The sequence below is a fragment of the Pectinatus haikarae genome (genome assembly GCF_050916305.1).
Lineage (GTDB): Bacteria > Bacillota > Negativicutes > Selenomonadales > Selenomonadaceae > Pectinatus > Pectinatus haikarae.
Genome location: NZ_CP116940.1, coordinates 1,434,565 through 1,459,520 on the forward strand (window position 1 = coordinate 1,434,565; position 24,956 = coordinate 1,459,520).

The window sequence follows — 24,956 nt, forward strand, 5'->3', positions numbered from 1 at the left end:
TATTTATGAATCATAATCAGATTGGTTTTCTTAGCACATATCCCCCAAAAGCATGCGGTATTGCCACATTTACACAAGATTTAGCCAAATCTTTAGATAAATATTTTCAAAATCCTCCAGTAGTAATTGCAATAAATAATAAAAATATAAAATATAATGATCGTGTAATTATGAAAATTCAACAGCAGGATCGATCAGCTTATAAGGAAACTGCGCACATATTAAATCACTCTTCACTGAAACTTATTATTTTAGAACATGAATATGGTATTTTTGGTGGGGATTGTGGTGAGTATATTCTTGATTTTGTTGATAACTTGAAGTTGCCACTGATAACAACACTACACACGGTATTGCCCTCCCCTTTGCCAAAACAATTATATATTTTAAAAAAACTTGGAGAAAAAAGTTCAATGATTATCACAATGGCTAATATAACTAAAAAAATGCTGGAAGATATATATGACATTCCCGCAGATAAAATTGCAGTTATTCCACATGGAGTTACCTTACAGACGCAATGTCTTTCTTCAGATGAATTAAAAGCCGCCTTTGGATTTAAAAATCGCTATATTATTAGTACCTTTGGATTATTAAGTCCGGGTAAAGGACTGGAATATGGCATTGAGGCAATAGCAAAAATTGCACCTGAATATCCTAATGTATTATATCTTATATTGGGACAGACACATCCCTGCATCAAAGAAACCAGTGGAGAAACATATAGAAAAAAGTTAGAAGATTTAGTATATAAATTGAATCTAAAAAAAAATGTTAAATTTATCAATAGGTATTTGTTGAAAGGGGAAATTGCACAATACCTGTCTATTTCAGATATATATTTAACGCCCTATCTTGATCAGAATCAAGCGGTAAGTGGAACGCTTGCTTATGCAACTGGCTATGGAAAAGTGATCATTTCTACGCCCTATTTATATGCACAGGAAATTTTGGCTGATGAGAAAGGCTTATTAGTTAATTTTGCAGATGCAGATAATATAGCTGAAATGATTGAGATTATTTTAATGGATCCAGCAAAAAGAAAATCATTAGAATCAAAAATGCTTGCATTTGGTAAAACAATGATGTGGGAAAATGTCGCAGATATATATGCTGCGCTGATTCAAAAAATTATATCTAAAGTATGTAAAGAAAGTTTGGTAGATAATGGAAAAATGGAAAGATGACTATTTATATTTAATGACAGATGATACGGGAATATTACAGCATAGTAAATATACTATACCGGATCCCCGCTATGGCTATACAACTGATGATAATGCAAGAGCATTATTGCTTGCCATTCTATTAGTAAAAGAGTGGCCGCATAAAAACTATCATAAATTACTGTACCGATACACGTCGTTCTTGTTAAATGCACAAACTCAACAAGGTGAATTTAAAAATTTTATGTCGTATGAACGTCACTGGCTGGAAGAGAAAGGGTCAGAAGATTGCCAGGGACGATGCGCGTGGGCAATTTGTACGGCAATTACTCATCCGGCTGTTCCTAATGGAATAAAGGCTGCGCTTTCTATTATGCTGGATGCTTTATTTCCTAATATTATGTCTTTAACTTCATTAAGAGCCAAAGCCTATGCAATAATTGGATTAGCCAATTTGCAGGATCTTGCTTCACAAAAATTGATAAGAGTATTGGGAAAAAGTTTGCTTGAAGAGTTTAATCGGGCCAGTAGTCGTAATTGGCAATGGTTTGAAGATACGCTAACCTATAGCAATAGTATACTGCCTTGGGCAATGTTTGCTGCTTATAAAGTTACACGAAAGCCAGCTTTTTTAACAGTAGCAGAAAACAGTTTAGTTTTTCTGTTGGAAAAAGTATTTGTCAAAAACTATTTACAACCAATTGGTTGCAATGGGTGGTTGAAAAAAGGCGGAGTAGCTGCAGAATTTGATCAACAGCCAATTGAAGCCTGTGAGATGATTTTAACATTACAGGAAGCATTTAATATTACACATAAAAATTTTTATTTGGAAAAGGCAAAAAAATGTTATGCCTGGTATGAAGGTGAAAACAGTGAACATTGTTGTTTGACAGATAGTATTACAGGAGGCTGCTTTGATGGTATTACACCAAATGGTGTAAATGGAAATTTAGGTGCTGAAAGTCAAATTTCATATGGAATAGCATATTTTACTATGATGAATCTGGACGGAATCAATAGCAATTCGCAAAATATAAGGTGATTAAAGAGATATTAGCCCCCGATTTTTTCACAAAGATGCTAGTGAAATGATACCGCTGAAGTAAGCACCGATGCAAAACTTGTGCCACTGGAAACATTCAAAGAAAGGTCACTGACCACCACGCGCAGGATACGCTGTTTTATTTTTTGTCCGCCGTTGTTTTCTGTATAGCTGCCCAATGCATGAATTATATACGGTGTATTGTTTAGCTCACCAAGATAAAGCATGACATGTCCGTCCATAAAAAATGCATCACCGGGGCGGCAATTTTGTGATATACTGCTGTAAATATCGCTTTCGTTAAGAGAAGTAAAGGGAAAATGCTGTCCGACAGCATTTTCCTGCTGATCGGCATTTCGCGGCAGGAAAATGCCGACAGTTCGATAAATATTGGCAATAAAGCTTGAACAATCCACGCTGTTTCTGAGACCTCCCCAACCGTAGGGTTCGTCAAGATAGTAAAATGCTTCCTGTATAATATTGCTGCGTGTATATGGAAGATATCCTTCGCTGAAGGATTTGCCGCCGGAGACAGACATTGCCAACTCAGTCAGATTCCCCTGCTCATTGCGCTGCGGTAAAATTATATTATAGGATGTTCCGTTTTTTTGCACAAAGGGAATACGACTGCCCATTTGATAAAAAATAGATTCATTATTGCTGTTAAGTTCATAAGATTTTTCTGTTACGACTAAAAATTTTTGCGGGTCTGCATATCTGAGCCATTGGCCGCGATCAGCAGTGAGTGCTACATCTGCAGCAGATATCCAGCCGCTGTAATTGTACAATTGCACATAATAATATTGACCGTCGAGACTGGTATATAAAACGAGCAACGCCTCCGACGGATCGACAGCGGTCTCCTGAAAAAGATCAAACATGCTCGGATAAGGTTCCTCAAATGCAGGCTCTGCGGTAGGTAAAGTCCTGATGCTGCTGCGGCGCACCGTTACTCCCATTCGTAGGGGAACGGCATCGGGCATGTTTTCCAGATTCATTTCGCGCAGTAAAGCATCTTTTACAGGCTGAGAATAAAGCTGACCGTTTTTATCATATGCGCCATCAGGTATGATGGAAGTAGCTTCAATAATTTTTTTGACAGCTTCGCCCTGTTCAGTATCGGGTGAAGCCGTTAAGTCAATCACATACGGAGTGTTCTGCTGTATAGAGCGATTGAAAGCTTTCCTTTGGGTCTGCGTCATGACAAGAGAGTCACCCTCCGCAGTATTTTGCTGCCAAAATGCTGCGGTACGGAGCGCACCGTCTGTTATGAGACCGGAAGCTTCTGTCTGAGAAGAAGAGAAGCAGGAAAAACTTGTGAAAAAGAGCAGAAAGACTGCATAACTGATTATTTTCATATTTGGCTTACCTCTGATTTATGCAAAACAAAGGCAGGAACATTAAGCGTTCTGTTCCCGCCTTTGCCGCGATTACTATTTCTGGTAACGTTTGATTTGCCCATTGATTAAATCAATATCGTCAAAATAATTTATCCGCATAGCCTTTTTTACCGCCGCCAAAGTTTCGGCAGCAGCGGCTTCTGCTTTTTGACTGCCTTCACGCAGCATTTTGTATATGGCAGGGATATCTTTTTCAAATTCGGTACGGCGTTTTTTGATAGGCTCTAAATACTCCATCAGTACAGAGTATAAGAATTTTTTTACTTTGACATCACCCAGACCGCCCTGTCGGTAATGAGCCTTCAGTTCATCAAGATTGCTGTAGTCCGGCAGATACCGTCCGAAATGTTCATCATTGCAAAAGGCATCAAGATAGGTAAAAACAGTATTTCCCTCTATTTTCCCGGGGTCAGACATGCGTACATGATCAGGATCGGTATACATATTCATTACCTTTTTCTTTACTTCATCGGCGGTTTCTGATAAATAAATGCAGTTGCCGATCGATTTGCTCATTTTTGCCTTGCCGTCTATACCGGGCAGGCGCTGACAAACTTCATTGCCCGGCAGCAGAATTTCGGGTTCAGTGAGAGCTTCACTGTAAGTCGTATTGAATTTGCGTACGATTTCTCTTGTCTGTTCGAGCATAGGCATCTGATCTTCACCAACGGGAACAGTGGTTGCCTGAAAAGCGGTTATATCAGCAGCCTGACTGATCGGATAGGTAAAAAAACCGACGGGAATGCTTGCTTCGAAGTTTCTTGCCTGAATTTCCGATTTTACGGTGGGATTTCGCTGCAGACGGGAAACTGTGACGAGATTCATATAATAAAATGACAGTTCACACAGCTGCGGGATCTGTGATTGGATAAAAATAACGGATTTTTCCGGATCAAGCCCGCAGGCCAGATAATCAAGGGCCACTTCAATAATATTTTGGCGGACCTTTTCGGGATTATCGGCATTATCCGTAAGTGCCTGAGCATCGGCGATCATAATGAATATTTTGTCATAAGTCCCAGAATTTTGCAGTTTTACACGTTCCCGCAGGGAACCTACATAATGTCCTATATGTAATTTCCCCGTTGGACGGTCACCAGTTAGAATAATTTTTGCCATGATTTTCTCCTATTGGAATAAGATTTTATATGTATGCAGGAAACTGACGGCCCAAGTAAAAAATTGTGAAGGCATAAATCGTCATTAAGCGGCAGCTTCATAAATCTGCTATATCTCAAAACTATATCTTCTTATTATAACAGTTTTTTTAGCATAGTTCATGGAATAATCATAAAATGAATGATAAATTATATCATCGAGAAGATATCTAAATAATAATATTACAGGAGGGATTGCTTTTTTCCTGATGCATTGCTATCTTATAATTAAGAAGATAGATTGCATTTATATATAAATACAGGAGGAAGTATTGATAATGGAAATTGTTGAAAAAATCAAGATCGGTTTAAAACGGGAAGCAAGTGACAGTGTCACCGAAAAAAATACAGCTATAGCAATGAAAAGCGGTACGCTGCCTGTATATGCCACTCCGGCGATGACAGCACTTATGGAACAGGTGGCGTCACAGCTTGCGCAGGAATATCTGCCGGAAGGATGGACCTCAGTGGGGATATCAATATCGGTCGCTCATATAAGCGCGTCGCCGATAGGTATGAAAGTGCACGCCGAAGCAGAAATAACTGCGGTTGACGGACGCAAAATTTCTTATAAAGTAACAGCCTTCGACGAAAGCGGTGAAATAGGAAAAGGAACGCATGAACGATTCGTGGTGGACGAAGCCAAATTTATGCAGAAGGCCGCCGGCAAAAAATAATAACCAGCGATGGATAACGTATTTTGCAATGCTGAGATAAATAAAAGTCCGGTAAAATGTGCGGAAATAATAGAAAATCATTGCTAAAATTGTAAAGTTGTGCTATATTGTTATTCAATAAGATCATGCAAAGGCGCTTTGTCTGTTTCCGATCAGGAAGCAGACAGGCGTCTTTTGTGTTTTTTGAAGGATGCCTGGTTTTCCTGCAGAGGGCATTAAAATAATGGGATCAACCAGAAACATATATAATTGGGAAGGTAGAGCAGATGAAAAGATATCCGATTGACAAAAATGAATTTGCCGAAAGGCATCATAGTGCGGTTATGTATCATCGGCGGGCACGGCAGTTTTTAGATGAAGGGCAGTCCCTGAATGTTGTTTTTGATGTAGCCTCGGTGGCAATTGAAAATTATCTTATAGCTGTGTGTGATTTCTATGGGGCCGATCCTGGAACACATAATTACCAGAGTCTTATGGAAACTGTGGAGATGCTGGCAGAACTTGAAGTGCCCAAAGCGGTGAGTAACCAAATTGAGGCTTTGGATGCAGCCTTTGGGATTTGTTCACTGGAAAATTATCAGAGAAAAACAGATTTCAGCCGTGAGGAAATTCTAAAAGTGTTTGGTCTATGCCAATATTTTGCTGATTTGTTGGAGAAAAAAATTGCCTAGAGGAGGAGTTTGATGGAAGAGATTCGTTATCAACAGCGTATTTGCCGCGATGAGGGAAGAGTGACAGAATTTCTTACAAGTATGCGTGTGGGGACACTGGCACTGTATAGTGAGGGAGAACCGTATGCTGTACCTTTGAATTACCTTTGGACAGAAGGTAAACTATATTTTCACGGACTGGCTTCCGGCAGAAAAGAGAAAATCCTGCAGGAAAATCCTCAGATATGTTTTAATGTGCATAAAGAATATGGAACAGTAAAAGATGACATGCCGTGTCATGCGGATACTGCTTATTTCAGTGTGACAATGTTTGGGAAAGCTGTCCCCGTTGATGATGCAGAGGAAAAAGCAGCGGCGATGCAGGCTTTTGTGGAAAAATATATGCCGGGATATTATAAAAAACCGTTGACGGCGGAGCTGATGAGAAATTATAAATCGGGACATGACGGCAGGACTGTGCAAGTTTATAAAATAGTTCCCGAAACGATTACCGCCAAGGAAAACAGCGCAACTAAAGAGGAGCTTTTCAATAAATAAGATATGTAGATTAAATTTGATACAGATATATCTGTTTTCATAATTAAGAAGGCTGCAGCAAGAAGGTCATCAGACTGATATTGCTGCAGCCTTTTTCGATTAAAATTCTCTCCATATATGAAAAGATGTATAAAAACTACAATATGTATATCGGGAAAAAAGAAGTTACTTTTTAAGTTATATTGTAGTAAAATAGTATAATATAGTAAAAGTTATATGCAGATAGTAAAAATTTCAGGCAGAAACATATTATGAAGAAGATGTGCCGGTTAGTAAAAGGTGCCGGCGTAGCAAAAATAACTGTCTCTGCTGCATGGCTGTGATCACATACATAAGATTTAACTGGTTAATACGTTTTTAGGAGGAACTATGACCTTTGCACACAGATTGAGCTTAATGTTCATCTTTTTTATGCTGCTGGGCTGCGTAATTCAGTTTTGGATATTTGATAGAAGCTTTTTGTCGCATACCAATTTTATGATGCTTGAGATAAGCAAGCAGACCGCCAAGCACGGCAGTGAACAGATCGAAAAAGATTTTGGCAGAATTTACAAGACTTTGGATAAAATATCGACGGATGAAAAGATCAGGGATAATAAGGAACTGCTCGATGAAATAAATAAATTTATTCCTGAAGTGGATGCGCTGCTGATCCTGGACGAAAATGGCGAAATTCTCGCTTTTTCAGGAACAAATAATGAGGCGGCAGCAGATTTTAAAGATACAAAATATTTTGAACAAGCAGTGCCTAAAAAGGCTTATACAAGTGATGTCCGTATAACTGAAACGGGAAAAAAAGTGATTTACATGTCTGTGCCTGTTTTAAAAAACGGGAGTATCAGCGGCGCAGTGGTCGGAATCATGGATCTATCTGACAACGGGGAAAATTCTTTTGAAAATAGTATTTTCAGTGATGACGGATCTGTTTTTTTGCTTGATGCGGGCGGAGCGCTCATCTACGGAGCGGACAGCGGTCAGGTCGGTGAAAAAAATAAAGTGTTTGATAAACTGCGGGGAGAAAGCGGTTCAAGAATGACAAGCAACGCAGCCGGAGAAAAATGCTTCACAGGATACAGCAAAGTCGACGGGACTGGCTGGCTCGTTGTAGTCAATACACCGGTCACGGATATCATAAAAAACAGGGATATCGTCATCGGTGAAATGCTTATGCTGTTTATTTTGGAAAATATAGTGTTTATTGCGATAGCGGTTTATATTATAAAGCGTTATACAAGATCGACAGAGCAGTTGATCACAGCTTTTAATTCTATAAAAGAAGGAAATTATAAAAAATTGAATGCCAGTGATTATAAAGCTGAATTTCGCAAAATAGTCGATGTATATAATGCCATGGTGAGAAAGGTGTCTGCGGAGCACAGCAACCTTTCCCGGGAGGCAAATATAGATGTACTCACTCATGCTTATAATCGCCGTGCATTCGACAAGGTTCTGCATATTATTGACGACGAGGTCAACAATAATGCTATAGAAAAAGTAGGATGTCTGCTGCTGGATTTGGATCATTTTAAGGAACAGAACGACAGCAGGGGACATCTTTCCGGTGATAAGATTTTGCAGGAAGCGGTGAAAATAATGGAAGCTGTTATGGGCGAAAGAAGTGTTTTCCGTTTTGGCGGGGATGAGTTTGCAATATTAAAACGCAATATGGACGAAAAAGCTATGCTGCAAACGGCTGAAAATATACGGATAGAGGTGGCAGAAAAAATTGAAGGATGTACAATAAGCATTGGTGTGGCATCGCTGCCAGGAGATACACAATCCGTATATGATCTTTTTCCGATGGCGGATAAGGCTCTTTACGCAAGTAAAATTCATAGAAATACAGTAACTGCTTATCGTGATGTTGATGACGGCAAATAAAAAAGCATAAAAGCTGCCGGCTATGAAACCTTGTTGAATAATGATGTAGCCGAACTGGCCACTTCTTGTGATACCTGTTTTACATCGCTGGCGGTGGCAGTAAGGACATTCAAAGACTGATCTATGGATTCGATCTGTTTATGATTTTCTTTTGTTGCCATGGTTATTTTGCCTATTTCCTGAACGCTTTTATTTATAGAATTTATGATTTTAAACACAAGTTGATTTTGTTCTTCCATGTTTAAAACGACCGTATGGTTTGAAGCTGTATTGTGTTCGATAAGTTCTCTTATCTTATTGGCAGAGGAACTGCTTTGTTCGGCTAGCTTGCGTACTTCATCAGCGACGACGGCAAAACCTTTGCCGGCTTCACCTGCTCTGGCGGCTTCGATAGCCGCATTCAGCGCCAGCAGATTTGTCTGCGATGCTATTTCTGTGATCGTATCGGTTATGTTGTTGACAGATGTAGTACTTCTGCTTAATTCATCAAGATCTGTTTTCATCTGCTTTACCTGTGCCGATAGGCCATTTAGCTCGCTGATGATATTTTTTATCATAGATTCGCCATTTTGTGCCAGAGAGTACATTTGACCGGATTGTGTATTTAGATTATCCGCCGATGTTTTTATATATACAACACTTTCTGTCATGTTTTCTGAAGATGCAGACATTTCTTCGGATAAAGCGGATAAGGATTCCGACATTTCTTTTGTAAGTTTCAGCAGCTGTTCCTGCTTCTCGATCATAGTGCCTTCTTCGGCGACCTTATTTTTCAAATCGGCAACATAACTCTCTACGAACGTATGAATAACAAGAGCTTCTATGAATTGTATTTTATGCGATAAAGCTTTTATGATGCTATATATTTTGTTTGTATCTTTTTTATATTTCGAAAAAACATAAGATAAAATTATATCTTGCAATTCGGCAAAAGACATTACAAACCATTCAACGGGCAAATCAATGCATTTATGTGTATGGCCTATTTTGTATATTTTTTTAATATAATCGTCTGTAATATCTATTTGGCATAGCATTGATAAAAAAAGGTTGAAGGTATTTTTTAATTTTTCTACAGTTGTATGTTTTTCAATAAAATCACGTATACCAGGAACTGCGTATATTTTATTATAAAAGGAATCAATAATGGATTTTGAATTCGCCTCTATCAATGGCTCAATTTCTTTTAAAGGGCCTATATCACTGCGATTTATCTGCAGCAATATTTTTGTAAGGCTGTCATTGATTTCGTAGCTGGCATAATGATTCATTTCTTCCTTGACCTTTTTAGAAAATAACATAAACTTTCCCCCTTGAAATATAAACGTGAATTATTTACCATTTAATTAATATTTGGACAAAATAATCATTAATCCTTTCTGAAAATAAAAAAACATATTATATAAAAATTTTTATTAACAAGTAGAGATAAAAATTCATAAAAATTTGCAATAGTGCATCATTTAAATAAATATGAAAGTACGATTAGAAAAGCAGGAATATCAGACACTTGAAGGAAAGTATGTATAAAAGGAATTAAGGAGAAAATATGAAATTTGACTTGAATAATTTTTTACTTGCAGTGTCATTTGCATTAGACTATATAGAAAAGGATGTTTTCGGGCTGGCGTTGAATCACGGCAAGCGAGTGGCTTATGACTCATTGATGCTGGGAAAAAGACTGGGGATGGATGAAGATGATCTGGCCGATCTGGTTTCTCTTGCAGTGCTGCATGATAACGGACTCAGCGAATACATATCTGCGCAGCATGCGAGAGCTTTGACGAAACCGACACAATTTGAAAATGTTAAGGATCATTGTATCATAGGTGAAAGGAACGTTGAAAACTATCCGTTTTTGCGCGAAGAAAAAACAATTATTCTGTATCATCATGAAAAACTTGATGGCTCAGGTCTTTTTCATCTCAGGGGCAGTGAGATACCGTTAAAAGCGCAGATAATAAGTTTTGCCGATTATATAGATATCAGATTTGATTCGAGCAAAATGTATGGTGAATATAAAAACAGGGTCAAGGAACATATTGTCAAACTGCGTGATAAAAAATTTTCTCCGGCAATATGCGATGCATTTTTTGATGAGATAAACAGAGCAAGTTATCGTCTGGATCAGGAAGACGGAAATATTGTGAATGCGATAAATCGTTATACTCCGCAAAAATACATGATAATGGATTACAAACGGGTCAGAGAAATATCAATGATTTTCTCCAGGATTATTGATGCTAAGTCTAAGTTTACGGGCAGGCATTCTAAGGGACTTTCCGAAAAAGCGGGTGCAATGGCGGCATTTTATCATTATAGTGAAGAAAAAACAATAAAGCTGCATATTGCCGCAGACTTGCATGATCTCGGAAAACTGCTTATTGCCAATGATATTTTGGAAGCTGAAAGAAAGCTTACAACGGATGAATTTGCCAAAATACAGTCTCATACATACTATACGAGAGTTGCTATGGAAAGAATCAGCGGATTTGAAGATATCACTGAGTGGGCAGCGAATCATCATGAAAAACTAAACGGAAAGGGATACCCATACGGTTTGGCGGCTAAGGATCTGGATTTTAATTCACGCCTGCTGGGGTGTCTTGATATATATCAAGCTTTGACGGAAGACAGGCCGTATCGTTCGGGGATGGGACACTTGGAAGGCATGAAAATAATGACAGACATGGCAGACGGAGGATTTATAGACAAGGGAATTGTCAAGGATATAGGCGAAGTATTTGCTTACAGGGGAAAAGAAAAAATAAAATGATGTGATGTTTTTCTTTTCATTCGTCAGGAAAGAATGTATAATACAGGCATAGTTTTATTCTTTTATAAATAGAACTGCCTTACAGCCTGGTTTTGAGGTGTACATTGGAAAATTCTCAGAGGAAGTTTACCATGTACGGTTCAAGAACATGCAATCGATAACAGAGGTGTTGGCAAGTGCGTTTCAGAAAAGTTTTTTTTGTTTGCTCAATGGTATTTTTTTTAATGTCTCAGTCAGTATTTGCGTTTAGCTTTATTAGTGATGATGAGGAGCAGATCATTAAGGATACATGGGATGCGCAGACCTTGGATCAGCTGAGCAGCGGTGTGGTTGCCGTGCCGCAGTCAGCGGTCAATAATTATCTGGAGTCGGCGCTGGAAAATTATCCGGAAATAAAAAATGCTGAAATTTCCGTTCATCCGGACAATCAAATAGAGGCTGATATAGATACGGCATCATCGGGAAAAGTCGTCTTAGACGGCACTATTACGCGATTTGTGCAGAATGCTGACAGCTCTTCCATGACTATTCATATTGATAAGAAGGAATTGGCGGATCGGCCTGTGACATCATGGTTTTTTTCCCGTATGAGTGTCGGTCTTTTGACAAAATTATTTGGCAATCCGCTTAACGATAATGAATACGGTGTAAAAACGCACATTGATGGCAATAATATGACGATAGATTTCAAACCTTTTGTCGAGCAGTCAGCTTTGAATAAAGTTCAGTTGATGGGAAGCAGTCTTGTCGATGCGGTAAATGTAGACAGCATATCCACCGATGAAGGCACATTGTATCTGCATACTTCATTTAATGCGGGCAGTACAATTTTCAATGCAATTAAAAGTTTTCTTTAGAAGTAGTGATACCGGTATTCCGAACTGAACGGGATGCCGGTATTTATTTTAAAAAAATAAAAAATCCCCGTCTATTGTTCTAAAAATAACTTCCGGCGATATTCGCGCGGGGTTTGTTTGAAAACATCCTTGAAGGCTCTGGAAAAAGTGGAATAATCATGAAAACCACAGTCAAAGCATATTTTTGTGAGGGGAATATCAGAATGAATCATGGCACGTGCCCGCAGAAGACGTTTGTTAGTAATATATTGATGTATACTGTAGCCGGTAGCTTTTTTGAAACGGCGCATCATATGAAATTTGCTTATAAAAAACTTTCCGGATAAAATATCGATAGAAAGATCCGTAAAAAGGTTATCATTGATATGTTTTAAGATGGGCAAAACTTTTTTATCGTATACAGCGGCATGCATCTCGTCTATTTCGTGGCTTAACAGAGCGCGGTTGAGCAGAATCATGAATTCAACAAATAAAATTTCACTGTACAGATCATTGGCAAATCCTTTTGCATAAAAATTTTGTTCTAATTTTTTTACATGAAAAGTAAGATCATGGCTCTTACCCGGAGGCAGATGCATAACACTTGAATGTTTTGCAGCAGATGTAAAACAAGCTGCTAAGTTTTCATCAGAGTGAGAGTATTTTTGTAAAATTTCGGGTGATATATATATAACTATGCGCTCGTACAGTTCATTCCCTGTCGGCAGAGGACGGTGTATCTCACCTGCGCTGACAAAAATGATATCACGCGGCATCAGCGGATAAGATTTGCCTTCGACGGTGTAAGTGACGCTGCCGCTGATAAACAGGATGATTTTGTGGAAAGCGTGATAATGAAATTTAAGCGGAACAAGATAATCCCGGATGCGAAATATTTTAAATTGCTGGGCAAGATACCCTCTTTTTTCGTAATTGCACATATATATTTCTCCTGATCGATTTTTATTTAAGTTTTAAAATTATTAAATTCATTATAGAGCATTTTTTGCAATATAAAAAGCATGTTAAGTATTTTATTTGTATAAGCTGCCTGATATACTGTATCTAATGAAATCGGAGGCGATATATAATGCAGATTGTAATGAATTATGTATTCAGGGGAATTGAATATATGGTATATGAAGCGCAGGAGTATGTGCCGGGTGCCGCAGGAATAAGACTTCTCGGCAGCCGCAGGTATGGCATAGGTGCCGATCGCATATTGATTATGGATAATCTCTCCCCCAATTCTAATTTTCAGATATTCACCGCTGACGGAAATGAAATTGCGGCAGCAGAGCAGGATTATTTAATTGTTGAGCATCATAGAAAAATGCAAAAATCTACGATGCAGAACATCGGCAGAATTGCTGAGAACGAGTTTCTCAGCTTTGAAATACATCTGACAGAATGTTTTGTCGGCAGATTGAAAGAAGCCGATGTACAAAGCAGAATTATTGCCTGTTAATAATAAGGTGAAAAACGGAGCAGACGGTTATAAAAGTGTGGGAAAAAATTTAATCAAGAGATATATTGACAACTGACAAATCCTCTGGGTATAATACAAAAGTACAGCGATGGGGTTCGCTTTTAATTCTGTTCAGGCAGTGATGACTCCTACCATAATTATGGTAGGAGTCTTTTATTATGCGCGGCAAAATAAAAAAGCGGGCAGTAAATAAACAATGGGGTGAAAATATGGTGAAAATTGCTTTAGTGGCTCTGGGGGGAGCTATCGGTTCAGTATTAAGATATCTTGTATCCAAATGGGCAGCGGAAAAAATCAGTTTTGTACTTCCATATGGGACATTTATTGTAAATATAGCAGGATGCTTTGTTATCGGTTTTTTTATGACTATGATTACGGAGCATTTTGTAGTGAATCCATATTGGCGCTTATTCGTTATTGTAGGATTTGTTGGCGGTCTGACAACTTTTTCGTCTTTCAGCTACGAAACATTACAATTGATTCTAAATTCCAATATGCTTCAGGCTATATGCAATATAGCGGGAAATATCGTGATCGGTCTTTTGGCAGCATGGGGCGGGATGTATCTGGCCAGATTGTTATGAGGGACAGTGCACCTAAGAGATATGATAAAGTTTTATCATATGATATAATAAAAGCGATTTTAAATATGAAGATAGGAAAACGGCGGGAGAGTGGATATGGGAGTATTTGACATAATCGGGCCGGTGATGATTGGACCGTCCAGTTCGCATACGGCAGGAGCAGCCCGAATAGGTCTGCTGGCACATTACATATTAAAAGAAGAGCCGGTGAAGGCAGATATAGTTTTTTATGGATCGTTCGCGAAAACTTATCGCGGGCATGGAACGGATAAGGCGGTTATTGCAGGTCTTTTAGGATTTTGCGCTGATGATCCGGCTATACGCAATGCTTTTGAACTTGCTGCCCAAAAAAAGTTTACCATAAATATAGAAACATCATCTGAAGAGGAGCAGCATCCTAACACGGTAAAAATAAAATTGCTTGGTAAATATGGCAAGACCATGGAAATCGTTGGAGTTTCCCTGGGCGGCGGCAAGGTATCAATACGCAGGATAAATGGTTTTGCCGCAGAAATAAGCGGAGAAACCTTTACTCTTTTGTCTGTTTATGATGATCAAAGCGGAGTGGTGTCATTGGTTTCTTCTTTTTTGGCGGAGAAAAATATAAATATATCGCAGATGCGGGTTTTCCGTAAGGGAAAACATCAGCAGGCAGTGATGATTATAGATACAGACAGCAGAGTACCGGATACTGTTGTGGAGAAGATAAGCTCATTGGAAATTATGAAATCAGTAATAGCGATTGATCCGTTGCGCTGAAAATAGAAAATATTGGGAGACATTTTATGTTTGAATATGCTGCGGTGGCAGATCTGCTGAGCCTTGCCGAAAAATACAACACTTCTCTGGCGCAGATAGTACTGCGCAGGGAAGCGGAAGAGTATGAGTTGACTGAACAGCAGGTAACCGAAAAGATGGAACAGCGGCTGACGATTTTTGCCGATTCTATAAAAGAAGGTTTATATGATGATCGTTTGTCATTGAGCGGCATGGTGGGCCGTGATGCTGGCAGGATAGAAAAAATGGAGCCTGTTTTACTGGGCAATATCGCCCATAGAGCGCTGCTTTATGCGTTGGCTGTGAGTGAGGGCAATGCGAAAATGCATAAAATAGTGGCGTGTCCCACCGCCGGTTCATGCGGGATAGTCCCGGCGGCTGTTTTTGCCGTCGGCGAGGCTAAGGGAGCCGACAGAGAAAGATACTGCAGCGCGTTTTTTACGGCGGCCGGTATTGGGAATGTTATAGCGAGGAATGCATGTGTAGCGGGAGCAGTAGGCGGCTGTCAGGCAGAATGCGGAACGGCTGCTGCTATGGCTGCTGCGGCTGTTGTTGATATTCTGAGAGGGACAAGCGAACAGATCGCGCAGGCTGCAACACTGGCCCTGAAAAATGTCCTTGGTCTTGTTTGTGATCCAGTGGCCGAGCTGGTGGAAGTGCCGTGTGTAAAAAGAAACGGATTTTATGCTGTACATGCGCTGACTGCGGCAGAGATGGCTATGGCAGGTGTGAAAAGTGTCATTCCTCCTGATGAAGTGATAGCTGCCATGTATGAAATAGGAAAGATGATGCCTGTTGCTTTGCGTGAAACATCAGAAGGAGGCCTGGCCAGGACACCGGCAGCGAGAACTGTGCAGAACAGACTGCAAAATCAACAGGGACACTGAGTTTAGCAAATGCTGTAAATGGAGATAAATGATACTATGACACCAGCGATAATTGCTGTTTGTGCTTTTGTAATAGATACGATCGTAGGTGATCCACAGAGCAGGCTGCATCCTGTGGCACTGATGGGAAGATTTGTAAACATCGTGGAGAACATTTTAAGACGGGATCGGCATAAAAAATATCTGCAGATTGCAGCAGGCGGGATTTTTGCTGTTTTTTTACTTTTTTGCGCTTATATGTCGGGCTGGGTTATTATGTTGGGAATGAGGCAGCTTGAAGTTATCTGGTGGGGGAAGCTGTTCGCCGAATCACTGATACTGAGTTTTATGATCTCACCAAAATCACTTATGCAGGCAGGGCAGAGGGTCATAAATAGTCTGCGGCACGGTGATTTGCCGGAAGCCAGGCAGATGGTACACTATATAGTAGGCCGTGATGTTGATAATATGAGTGAACAGGAAATGGTACGGGCGACAGTCGAAACCATTGCGGAAAACACGACAGATGGGATAATTTCTCCCTTGTTTTATTTTTTTGTCGGGGGACTTCCCCTGGCAATTTTATATCGCATGGCTAATACACTGGATTCAATGGTCGGCTATAAAAATGAAAAATATTTTTATTTTGGCAGGGTGTCAGCACGTATTGACGACATCTTGAACTTGGCACCTGCGCGTATAACCGGAATATTACTTGTTGTTGCTGCAGCCATCCTGCACTTTGATTACAGAACAGCATGGAAAATGATTCTGAGGGATGCAAAAAAACATCCGAGCCCTAACGGCGGTTTTACGGAGGCTGCCGTGGCAGGTGCGCTCAATATAAGATTGGGCGGTCAAAATTTTTATTTTGGCACAGCCCATTTTCGGGCTTATATGGGAGATGCAGTGCAGAATTTATGCCCGCGTCATGTCGTTGCCGCTATTCAATTAATGTATACAGCGACAGTATTGTTCATTGCCCTTGCAACGGTGCTCATCCCGACTGTACCGACATGGTGGCCCGGCGGATTTTAAGGGCGGGGAGGAATAAAGATGCAGACAAAAGGTTTGGTCATAGTCAATACAGGAAACGGCAAGGGTAAGACAACAGCGGCTTTGGGACTGGCTTTGCGGGCATGGGGGCAGCATTTGCGAGTGTTGATAATCCAATTTATCAAGGGCGGCAGTAAGTACGGAGAATTGGAAGCGTTGCGTTCACTGCCGGGGAATCGTATCGAAATTGTTCAGATGGGCGAAGGGTTTACCAGAAAAGATACAGGAATAAGCAGGGAAGAACATATAAAAGCAGCTCGGGATGCATTGAATAAAGCCAGAGACGCGGAAAAAAGCGGTCTTTGGGATATGCTGATATTGGATGAAATAAATTATGCGGTGAAATTTGGTCTTTTAGACGAACAGGCAGTATTGTGTTTACTGGCGGATAAACCGGAAACAATGCACCTTGTACTGACGGGCCGTGACGCTGCTGAAGCTGTAACGGCAAAAGCTGATCTGGTCACAGAAATGAGAGAAATAAAACATCCGTATAAGGCTGGCATTAAAGCCCAAAAAGGAATAGAATTTTAGAAATGAGCTCAGGTATGATTGTCTTGACCAGAACAATAATTGACGGCAGAAAAACGGGATGGAGGAAGATAGCGTGCTTCGGCTTGAGGGTGTGAAAAAGCTTTTTTCGTATAAAAATGCTCAGGGAGGAAAAGCTGCTAAAGTTGCGGTGGATGATATAAGTCTGGAGATAAAGGACGGAGAGATATTCGGACTCTTAGGGCCAAACGGAGCGGGAAAAACAACAATTATAAGAATGCTTACTATGCTGGCGAAACCGTCGGCAGGAAATATATATTATGGTCAGCTGAATATCCGTGATGACTCGCAAAAAATCAAGGAACTTATCGGTGTTGTACCACAGCATATAAATTTTGATCAGGATCTGACAGTCGGAGAAAATATGCATCTGCACGGAAGACTTCATCATATGCCGGAAAAAGAAAGAGTAAAATGTATCGGGGAAATGCTGGAATTTGTGGAGTTGTCAGGGCGTATAAATGACAGCGTACGAGCTTTGTCAGGCGGTATGAAGCGTCGGCTTTTAATAGTGCGTGCGTTGATGCATAAACCGTCTATACTGTTTCTTGACGAACCGACTGTGGCACTGGATCCGCAGGTGCGCCGCCGTATATGGGATCTTATCAGAAAAATGCACAGATCCGGCGTAACTGTTGTTTTGACCACACATTATATTGAGGAAGCAGAAAATTTGTGTGACAGAGTGGCTATAATCAACAGCGGTAAACTTATAGCCCTGGATACGCCTAAGGCGTTACAGGAAAAAATCGGCAGCTATGCGGTGGAATGGGACAATGAAAAGGCTGAGCGAGAATTTAAGATTTTTCGCAGCAAAGAAGCGGCAAAAGATTTTGCTGATGGTCTTGTGCAGCAAAATGTGCTGCGGCGCCGTTCAAACCTGGAAGATGTTTTTGTTGAATTGACGGGGAGAAAGGTGAATGGATGATGCTGTATGATATAATTACGGCTTTCTGGCGTGACTGGGTAGTCCTTAAGCATCGTATGATAAAATTTATTTTGAGCCGTATGGTGGCTCCCATCCTTTATCTGGTGGCTTTTGGCTGGGGACTGGGCAAAAGTATAAACGCAGGCGGCGGTTCATATTTGGATTTTCTTGTGCCCGGAATACTGGCGCTGAATTCAATGAATATAGCTTTTAATAGTTTGTCACCGCTGCATGGTGAACGTGTTTATCATAAAAGTATTGAGGAATATTTTACTGCGCCGATAAACCCGTTATCATTTGCCATAGGTAAAATTTTGGCAGCAATATTGAGAGGTATGATTTCTTCGGCGATCATTATCGTGCTTGCCCGCATATTTGGGGCTGATTTTTCGATAACACCGTTATTTTTACTTGTTCTTGCGCTAAACAGCGCTATTTTTGCGGAAATTGGTTTTTACGCCGCAATGACTATCGACTCTTATGAAGATATGGGGCGATTCAACACCTATATATTGATGCCGATGTCATTTCTGTGCGGTACATTTTTTTCGCCTGATAAATTGCCTTTGGTCTTTTATTATTTTATACATGTCCTGCCCCTGACGCATACGAGTCTTTTATTAAGAGAAATAAGCAGGGGAGCCGTGCCGAGCATGGTATCATTCGGCGTACTGCTTTTATATACGGCGGGATGTTTTTTATTGTGTGCGCGAGTTACAAAAAAAGCTCAGGAATAAATAGAGACTTAATTCAGACGAGGACTTAGCCGCTCTTTACCCACCGCTTGCAGAAGCGGGAGTATCAGAGCAGGTTAGTCATCGGATAAATACAGAAATATTGAAAATGGAGAGTTTTTATGCCAGCTATTACTTATGAATTGATAAAACGCTGTTCACAAACAGGTGCGCGTGCTGGGATCATACATACGCCGCATGGCAGCTTTGAAACACCTATTTTTATGCCGGTGGGGACGCAGGCTACAGTTAAGACGCTTTCTCCCGAGGAACTTAAGGAAATGGGTGCCGGAATCATTTTAAGCAATACATATCATTTGTTTTTGCGTCCGGGAGCCGATCTTATCCGCGAAGCGGGCGGACTGCACAGCTTTATGCACTGGGACAGGGCCATATTGACTGACAGCGGAGGATTCCAAGTTTTCAGTCTGGGAGATCTGCGTAAAATATCGGAGGACGGAGTTGCATTCAGATCGCATATTGATGGGTCAAAAAAATTTTTATCTCCGGAAATAGCGACAAAGGTGCAGATGGATCTGGGGTCAGATATTATTATGGCATTTGATGAATGTATTCCTTATCCGGCTGATCATGATTATGCAAAAAAATCAACGGAAAGAACACTGCGTTGGGCAAGACGCTGTAAAGATGCACTCGTCACGGATAATCAGGGATTGTTCGGTATCGTGCAGGGCGGTATATATGAAGACTTGCGCAGAGTGTGCGTTGATGAACTGATAGATATGGATCTGCCCGGTTATGCTATAGGCGGATTGAGTGTGGGTGAACCTAAGAAATTGATGTATGAGGTGCTTGATTATACGGCTTCGGCACTGCCGGCAAATAAACCCCGTTATCTTATGGGGGTCGGCACGCCGGACTGTCTTGTTGAGGGAGTGAAACGCGGTATCGATATGTTTGACTGTGTATTTCCCACTCGTGTGGGACGCAACGGGACGGCGATGACATGGAATGGCCGGCTCATTATAAAAAATGCCGAATTTGAGCATGATTTTCATCCCATAGATGAAAATTGCAGTTGTTATGCCTGCCGTAATTATTCGCGGGCATATATCAGACATTTGGTCAGGGTCAATGAAATTTTTGGCATGCGTCTTTTAACGATTCATAATCTGCATTTTCTTATTGATTTTATGCGAAAAATGAGGCAGGCTATAATAGAAGACAGATTCGGAGAATTTTACAATGAATTTGCCGCCAAATATGTATTAAAGTGAAGGAGTAATTTTTCTTCTTGTCGAAGTAATTTCTATGAGTTTTTAGACAGCTCTGTACTGCAGACGATGAATAATAATATTTAAGGAGTGTTTTATTAATGGATCTTGAACAGTTGCAGTCTTTTGCTTTTCCAGTGCTTTTAGTGGTAATTTTTTACTTTCTGCTGTATCGCCCGCAGAAAAAGCAGCAAAAAAAACGTCAAACTATGCTTGAAGCGGTAAAAGTAGGCAGCCGGGTCATTACCGTTGGCGGTATTTACGGCGAAATAATGGCAATCAATGAAGAACGTGTCCGGCTTAGAATAGCGGATAATGTAGAAATTGAAGTTTCACGCAGTGCCATAGGCAGCAGCATCACTCAGGAAAAAAATGAAGCGGCAAATGCAAAATAAAAAAGAAGTTCGCCGTAAAAGTCTTATGCTGCGGCGAAGTCTGTCTCAGTCACAGGTGAAACAAAAAAGTGATGCAATATGTGAGCTTATATTGTCATCAAAAGAATATGAGAATGCATCCTGCGTTATGGCTTTTGCATCTATGCCGGATGAAGTACAGACAATGCGGCTTTTGCGGGCAGTGCTGGCAGACGGGAAACAGCTGTGTCTGCCGTATATAGATGATTTGGCAAAAGGTATAATGCGGGCTGTTTTTATTGCCAGTCTGGAAAATTTGAGTTTGGGCAAGGCGGGAATACTGACAGCCGCGGAAAATGGGCTGTGCTTTGCAGATCCAGAAAAGATAGATCTGGTAATTGTTCCGGGAGTGGCTTTTGACCAGAATAAATACAGACTGGGAATGGGCGGCGGTTTTTATGACAGATTTCTGCCGAAAGCTAAAAATGCTGTGAAAATCGGCATATATTTCTCTGTTCAGCAGATCATCAGTGTTCCTGCGGAGAAATATGATTTCCCGCTTGAAATGATCATTACAGAAAATGGCCGTGTGGGAGAGTATCAGTACTGACTATTTAAATTTTTGCAAGGAAGTTCATTATCATGGAAATAAAAGTAGCTGTTGCCAAAACTACGCGCTATGCTATGGAATTCTGCGGTGATACATGCGACATAGCGGAAAGACCGCAGGGCGGGCTTTCTCTTATATTGGCTGACGGCCAGGGACACGGACTTTCCGCGCACCATACCAGCAGTCTTGTCGTCAATAAGGCAGTTTCATTGATAGGCGACGGGACCCGTGACGGTGCGGTAGCGCGTGCTGTGCATGATTATTTATATGCTGTAAAGGATAAAAAAGTTTCCTGTACGCTTACCGTTGTGAGTGCCGATCTCGACACTCAGACGATGGTGATCAGCCGCAATTCCAACTGTCCGGTAATTATCAAAACCGACGAATACACCTGCGTGTATGATGAAAGTGTTAATCCGATCGGGGTGCATCATCATACAAAACCTGTTATGTATGAAGTGCCCATGGAAGAAGGCATGGTGATAATTTCCTACACGGACGGAATTCAGTCGGCAGGCAGGAAAACTAACGGAAAAACCGCAGATTTTAAAAAAATATTGGCTATCGCAGAGCACAGCCGAGCGGAAGACGCAGAATTTATAGCCGACAGTATCATGGCGTATGCTTTGAAGCTTGACGAAAATAAAGCAGGAGACGATATGACTGTTGTTGTCATGGGAGTATGCGGAAGTAATGACGCAGCGGTGAAAATCCGTAAAGTCAACGTGAATTTTCCATTGTGATAGGAGCTGCTATGAAAATTGCTGTTGTCGGTATTTGTGCTTCGGGTAAATCTACATTGGTTGAGGGGCTCAGGGCTGAAGGATATGATGCATATAATATGGCACAGGAACACTCATGCGTGCCCGGTTTATGGGCAAAAAAAGGCCCGGATATTCTGATAATGCTGGATGCCGAGCTGCCTGCAGTGAGGAAGCGCCGCCGTGTTTCCTGGACACAGGAGCGAATAGATGTGCAGCATGCACGTCTGGCTAATGCCAGAGAAAATGCCGACTTTTATCTTTGTACTGATAACTTGACCATTCAGGATGTTTTGGCAGAGGTATTGAACTTTATCCGATGACCAACCCGCTCTAATACTCCCTGGATAATTTCGGCTACTATTCAGGCGGAGTCAAAACACTGTCTGAATTAAGTCTTCATTTATACGCTGAATTGACATTGTTTGTCAGATACAGCTATAATGGAAAAAGATTTGCCTGGGTTTATAATGTGATACAGCTTACAGGCGGCATTTTTGCCGCCGTGTTTTATTTCTTGCCTTTAACGGCAGGGGAATTTATTTTTTGGAGGGATATTTTTGAGGCGGGACAGTTTTATTAAACTCGCTGTCGTAGTCGTTGCTGTTGTAACGGTTTTTATTTTTTTCATAAAACCTTTAGCATATTCGATACGGCAAGGGCTTGATCTGCAGGGCGGTACGCATGTTGTACTTGAAGGAGTCGATACTCCGCAGGCACAGGTTACTGATGATGCAATGAATCGCGTAGTGAAAATACTGGAAAACAGAGTCAATGCTATGGGACTCACGGAACCGGTCATTCAGCGCGAAGGACAGCGCCGTATAATAGTTGAGCTGCCGGGGGTCAAGGATCCGGATAAGGCTATTGAGGTTTTGGGAAAGACGGCAATGATGGAATTCAAGGATGAAGATGGCAATACAGTACTTACCGGTACAGATTTGAAAGATGCGCGTGAAGAGACAGATCAGCAGGGACAAAATCTTGTTGCTTTGGAATTTACCGAAGACGGTGCACAAAAATTTGCCGAGCTCACAGCGGAAAATGTTGGCAGAACGATTTCTATACTGCTGGACGGCAGTGTTTTGACTGCACCAAATGTAAAAGAACCCATAACAGGAGGCAAGGCTGTTATAACAGGAAACCGTTCTTTGGAAGAAGCTCATAATCTGGCGCTGCTGCTTCGTTCCGGCGCACTGCCGGTAAAGGTGCAGATAGTGGAAACACGCACAGTAGGTCCTACTCTCGGACAGGATTCAAAGGATAAGAGTGAATTTGCCTTTACCATAGGTGTCGGTGCAGTTGTTTTGTTTATGCTTTTATTCTACAGAGTTTCCGGTCTTGTTGCCGATATAAGTCTGATGGCATATGTACTTGTCCTGTTATTTGCTTTGAAAATGCTTGATGCGACGCTGACACTGCCCGGAATAGCAGGTATAATATTGTCGGTGGGCATGGCAGTTGATGCTAATGTGCTTATTTTCGAACATTTTAAAGAGGAAATGAGATTAGGAAAGACTATTCGTTCCTCAATGGATTCAGGATTTAAAAGAGCATTTGTCACAATTCTTGATTCGCATTTGACGACGATATTAGCTTCTATTGTTCTTTTCTTTTTTGGTACAGGCCCTATTAAAGGATTTGCTATAACTCTCGGTCTCGGTGCTGTGCTGAGTCTGTTCACCGCTACAACGATGACCCAGTATCAGTTGAAATGGCTTATTGCATCCGATATAATACATGATCACCGCTTATTGGGATCGTCTTTATTTGAAGAAAAGGCGGTGAAGAAATGAATCGCTTTGATATTGTAGGGCATCGCAGGATATGGTATGCTTTTTCGTCATTGATAATTATTGCCGGACTCATCTGTATGTTTACTAAAGGCTTTAATTTGGGAATAGATTTTACGGGCGGTACATTGCTTAATCTGGAATTTGAAAAACCTGCCGATATAAATGATATCCGCACTATCATGAATGATTATGTGGCGGGAAATACGCAGATCCAAATGGCAGGCGAGCAAAATGATTCTGTAGAGGCCCAGAATGTCATGATCAGAACGAGAGATCTGTCTCAGCAGGAACGCGAAAATATACTCAGCGGATTCAAAGAAAAGCTGGGTGATTACAAAGTACTGCGTGAAGAAAAAGTCGGTGCAACGATTGGCAGTGAATTAATCATGAATGCGGTCTGGGCAACTGTTATTTCATGGCTGCTGATCATTGCATATATTTCTTACAGATTTGAATTTAAATTCGGCTTAGCGGCAGTAATGGCGCTGATTCATGATACATTAGTGGTATTGAGTATCTTTTCCCTGACGCAAAAGGAGATAGATTCTTCTTTTATTGCAGCTATATTGACTGTGGTTGGCTATTCGGTAACTGATACGATAGTCATTTTTGATCGTATACGTGAAAATCTCAAGCTGCATTTTAAACGCGGCGGCGATATAGAGGAACTGGCAAACCGCAGCATCTATCAAACTTTGACGCGCTCCATCTATACGGTTACGACTGTTTTGGTTACTACGGTCGCCTTGTATATTTTTGGCGGAGCTACAACAAAAGATTTTGCTTTCGCATTGATGGTTGGTTTTGCTTTCGGTTCTTATTCATCTATTTTCACAGCAACACCTTTATGGATAACGTTCCGTGAATATAGTGAAAAAAGACAGGCCAAAAAACGTGTAAATCCTCGTACGGAAAAATAAATTATTTTTTAGGAAATACTGATTTAATGAGTCTGTCGGCCAAGCACCAAAAGATCCGCATGGGCGCGCAGCGCGAATTAATCAGGGGTTTCTTTATTCCTGCAATGAGTAATTTTTTCTGATAGTGAAGGAACTTGATCGAATTATGTTAA

27 protein-coding genes and 1 riboswitch are annotated in these 24,956 nt (G+C 40.7%); of the genes, 23 read left to right on the forward strand and 4 right to left on the reverse strand.

Going from position 1 to position 24,956, the window contains the following annotated elements:
• Positions 1-5: 5 nt before the first annotated feature.
• Together NXG61_RS07010 and NXG61_RS07015 are read left to right on the forward strand one after the other, a co-directional pair.
• A complete protein-coding gene (locus tag NXG61_RS07010) occupies positions 6-1,187 on the forward strand; it encodes a glycosyltransferase family 4 protein (RefSeq protein ID WP_307223122.1) in 1,182 nt (393 codons plus the stop codon).
• Complete coding sequence (locus NXG61_RS07015) at positions 1,168-2,208, forward strand: glycosyltransferase (RefSeq protein WP_196603560.1); 1,041 nt, start codon at positions 1,168-1,170, stop codon at positions 2,206-2,208. The genes NXG61_RS07010 and NXG61_RS07015 overlap by 20 nt, the downstream gene beginning before the upstream one ends.
• A gap of 38 nt (positions 2,209-2,246) precedes the next feature.
• Here NXG61_RS07015 and NXG61_RS07020 read toward each other — a convergent pair whose 3' ends face one another.
• Complete coding sequence (locus NXG61_RS07020; RefSeq protein ID WP_307223123.1) at positions 2,247-3,566, reverse strand: C40 family peptidase; 1,320 nt, start codon at positions 3,564-3,566, stop codon at positions 2,247-2,249.
• 75 nt (positions 3,567-3,641) lie between these two features.
• Positions 3,642-4,727: a tryptophan--tRNA ligase gene (gene trpS, locus NXG61_RS07025; RefSeq protein WP_196603562.1), complete on the reverse strand. Its 1,086-nt coding sequence runs from the start codon at positions 4,725-4,727 to the stop codon at positions 3,642-3,644.
• Between the two features lie 316 nt (positions 4,728-5,043).
• On the opposite strand from trpS, the gene NXG61_RS07030 reads away from it, so the two are divergent.
• The 4 genes from NXG61_RS07030 to NXG61_RS07045 all read left to right on the forward strand — a co-directional run bounded on the left by NXG61_RS07030 (position 5,044) and on the right by NXG61_RS07045 (position 8,531).
• Positions 5,044-5,442, forward strand: a complete 399-nt coding sequence (locus tag NXG61_RS07030; RefSeq protein WP_307223126.1) for a thioesterase family protein — start codon at positions 5,044-5,046, stop codon at positions 5,440-5,442.
• Between the two features lie 266 nt (positions 5,443-5,708).
• On the forward strand, positions 5,709-6,113 hold the full coding sequence (locus tag NXG61_RS07035) for a hypothetical protein (protein ID WP_196603564.1): 405 nt from the start codon (positions 5,709-5,711) through the stop codon (positions 6,111-6,113).
• A gap of 12 nt (positions 6,114-6,125) precedes the next feature.
• Complete coding sequence (locus NXG61_RS07040; protein WP_196603565.1) at positions 6,126-6,650, forward strand: pyridoxamine 5'-phosphate oxidase family protein; 525 nt, start codon at positions 6,126-6,128, stop codon at positions 6,648-6,650.
• 369 nt (positions 6,651-7,019) lie between these two features.
• Positions 7,020-8,531 carry a sensor domain-containing diguanylate cyclase gene (locus NXG61_RS07045; RefSeq protein ID WP_307223129.1) on the forward strand — a complete coding sequence of 504 codons (1,512 nt, stop codon included), beginning with the start codon at positions 7,020-7,022 and terminating at the stop codon, positions 8,529-8,531.
• A gap of 20 nt (positions 8,532-8,551) precedes the next feature.
• Here the strand turns inward: NXG61_RS07045 and NXG61_RS07050 are convergent, their stop codons facing one another.
• Positions 8,552-9,832 (reverse strand): globin-coupled sensor protein, encoded by a 1,281-nt coding sequence (locus tag NXG61_RS07050; RefSeq protein WP_307223131.1) that lies wholly within the window; start codon positions 9,830-9,832, stop codon positions 8,552-8,554.
• 248 nt (positions 9,833-10,080) lie between these two features.
• Here NXG61_RS07050 and NXG61_RS07055 point away from each other — a divergent pair, with 248 nt between their 5' ends.
• Together NXG61_RS07055 and NXG61_RS07060 are read left to right on the forward strand one after the other, a co-directional pair.
• Positions 10,081-11,307 (forward strand): HD-GYP domain-containing protein, encoded by a 1,227-nt coding sequence (locus tag NXG61_RS07055; protein WP_196603568.1) that lies wholly within the window; start codon positions 10,081-10,083, stop codon positions 11,305-11,307.
• A gap of 176 nt (positions 11,308-11,483) precedes the next feature.
• On the forward strand, positions 11,484-12,164 hold the full coding sequence (locus NXG61_RS07060; protein ID WP_432748989.1) for a hypothetical protein: 681 nt from the start codon (positions 11,484-11,486) through the stop codon (positions 12,162-12,164).
• Between the two features lie 71 nt (positions 12,165-12,235).
• Here the strand turns inward: NXG61_RS07060 and NXG61_RS07065 are convergent, their stop codons facing one another.
• Positions 12,236-13,084 carry an AraC family transcriptional regulator gene (locus NXG61_RS07065; RefSeq protein WP_307223135.1) on the reverse strand — a complete coding sequence of 283 codons (849 nt, stop codon included), beginning with the start codon at positions 13,082-13,084 and terminating at the stop codon, positions 12,236-12,238.
• Positions 13,085-13,233: 149 nt separating this feature from the next.
• Here NXG61_RS07065 and NXG61_RS07070 point away from each other — a divergent pair, with 149 nt between their 5' ends.
• From NXG61_RS07070 to secF, 15 genes are all read left to right on the forward strand, one after another.
• Positions 13,234-13,611, forward strand: coding sequence for a hypothetical protein (locus NXG61_RS07070; RefSeq protein WP_307223137.1), 378 nt, complete (start codon positions 13,234-13,236; stop codon positions 13,609-13,611).
• A 96-nt stretch (positions 13,612-13,707) separates the two neighbouring features.
• Positions 13,708-13,770, forward strand: a riboswitch (Fluoride riboswitch).
• 20 nt (positions 13,771-13,790) lie between these two features.
• Positions 13,791-14,216 carry a fluoride efflux transporter CrcB gene (gene crcB, locus NXG61_RS07075; protein WP_307223139.1) on the forward strand — a complete coding sequence of 142 codons (426 nt, stop codon included), beginning with the start codon at positions 13,791-13,793 and terminating at the stop codon, positions 14,214-14,216.
• A gap of 96 nt (positions 14,217-14,312) precedes the next feature.
• Positions 14,313-14,975 (forward strand): L-serine ammonia-lyase, iron-sulfur-dependent subunit beta, encoded by a 663-nt coding sequence (sdaAB, locus tag NXG61_RS07080; protein ID WP_307223141.1) that lies wholly within the window; start codon positions 14,313-14,315, stop codon positions 14,973-14,975.
• 26 nt (positions 14,976-15,001) lie between these two features.
• Positions 15,002-15,880, forward strand: a complete 879-nt coding sequence (gene sdaAA / locus NXG61_RS07085; protein WP_307223143.1) for an L-serine ammonia-lyase, iron-sulfur-dependent, subunit alpha — start codon at positions 15,002-15,004, stop codon at positions 15,878-15,880.
• An 18-nt stretch (positions 15,881-15,898) separates the two neighbouring features.
• A complete protein-coding gene (gene cbiB / locus NXG61_RS07090; protein WP_307223144.1) occupies positions 15,899-16,897 on the forward strand; it encodes an adenosylcobinamide-phosphate synthase CbiB in 999 nt (332 codons plus the stop codon).
• An 18-nt stretch (positions 16,898-16,915) separates the two neighbouring features.
• The gene (gene cobO / locus NXG61_RS07095; RefSeq protein ID WP_196603576.1) at positions 16,916-17,449 is read left to right on the forward strand and encodes a cob(I)yrinic acid a,c-diamide adenosyltransferase; all 534 of its coding nucleotides are present in this window, start codon (positions 16,916-16,918) and stop codon (positions 17,447-17,449) included.
• Between the two features lie 73 nt (positions 17,450-17,522).
• Positions 17,523-18,395: an ABC transporter ATP-binding protein gene (locus tag NXG61_RS07100; protein WP_196603801.1), complete on the forward strand. Its 873-nt coding sequence runs from the start codon at positions 17,523-17,525 to the stop codon at positions 18,393-18,395.
• On the forward strand, positions 18,395-19,132 hold the full coding sequence (locus tag NXG61_RS07105; protein WP_307223215.1) for an ABC transporter permease: 738 nt from the start codon (positions 18,395-18,397) through the stop codon (positions 19,130-19,132). The genes NXG61_RS07100 and NXG61_RS07105 overlap by 1 nt, the downstream gene beginning before the upstream one ends.
• A gap of 119 nt (positions 19,133-19,251) precedes the next feature.
• Positions 19,252-20,367 (forward strand): tRNA guanosine(34) transglycosylase Tgt, encoded by a 1,116-nt coding sequence (gene tgt / locus NXG61_RS07110; RefSeq protein WP_307223147.1) that lies wholly within the window; start codon positions 19,252-19,254, stop codon positions 20,365-20,367.
• Positions 20,368-20,465: 98 nt separating this feature from the next.
• Positions 20,466-20,759 (forward strand): preprotein translocase subunit YajC, encoded by a 294-nt coding sequence (yajC, locus tag NXG61_RS07115; protein ID WP_196603578.1) that lies wholly within the window; start codon positions 20,466-20,468, stop codon positions 20,757-20,759.
• Positions 20,749-21,327, forward strand: a complete 579-nt coding sequence (locus NXG61_RS07120; RefSeq protein ID WP_196603579.1) for a 5-formyltetrahydrofolate cyclo-ligase — start codon at positions 20,749-20,751, stop codon at positions 21,325-21,327. The genes yajC and NXG61_RS07120 overlap by 11 nt, the downstream gene beginning before the upstream one ends.
• A 32-nt stretch (positions 21,328-21,359) precedes the next feature.
• Complete coding sequence (locus NXG61_RS07125) at positions 21,360-22,070, forward strand: PP2C family protein-serine/threonine phosphatase (protein ID WP_196603580.1); 711 nt, start codon at positions 21,360-21,362, stop codon at positions 22,068-22,070.
• Between the two features lie 11 nt (positions 22,071-22,081).
• Complete coding sequence (locus NXG61_RS07130; RefSeq protein WP_196603581.1) at positions 22,082-22,411, forward strand: hypothetical protein; 330 nt, start codon at positions 22,082-22,084, stop codon at positions 22,409-22,411.
• A gap of 237 nt (positions 22,412-22,648) precedes the next feature.
• Positions 22,649-23,884, forward strand: coding sequence for a protein translocase subunit SecD (gene secD / locus NXG61_RS07135; protein WP_196603582.1), 1,236 nt, complete (start codon positions 22,649-22,651; stop codon positions 23,882-23,884).
• The gene (gene secF, locus NXG61_RS07140) at positions 23,881-24,804 is read left to right on the forward strand and encodes a protein translocase subunit SecF (RefSeq protein ID WP_196603583.1); all 924 of its coding nucleotides are present in this window, start codon (positions 23,881-23,883) and stop codon (positions 24,802-24,804) included. The genes secD and secF overlap by 4 nt, the downstream gene beginning before the upstream one ends.
• Positions 24,805-24,956: the final 152 nt, after the last annotated feature.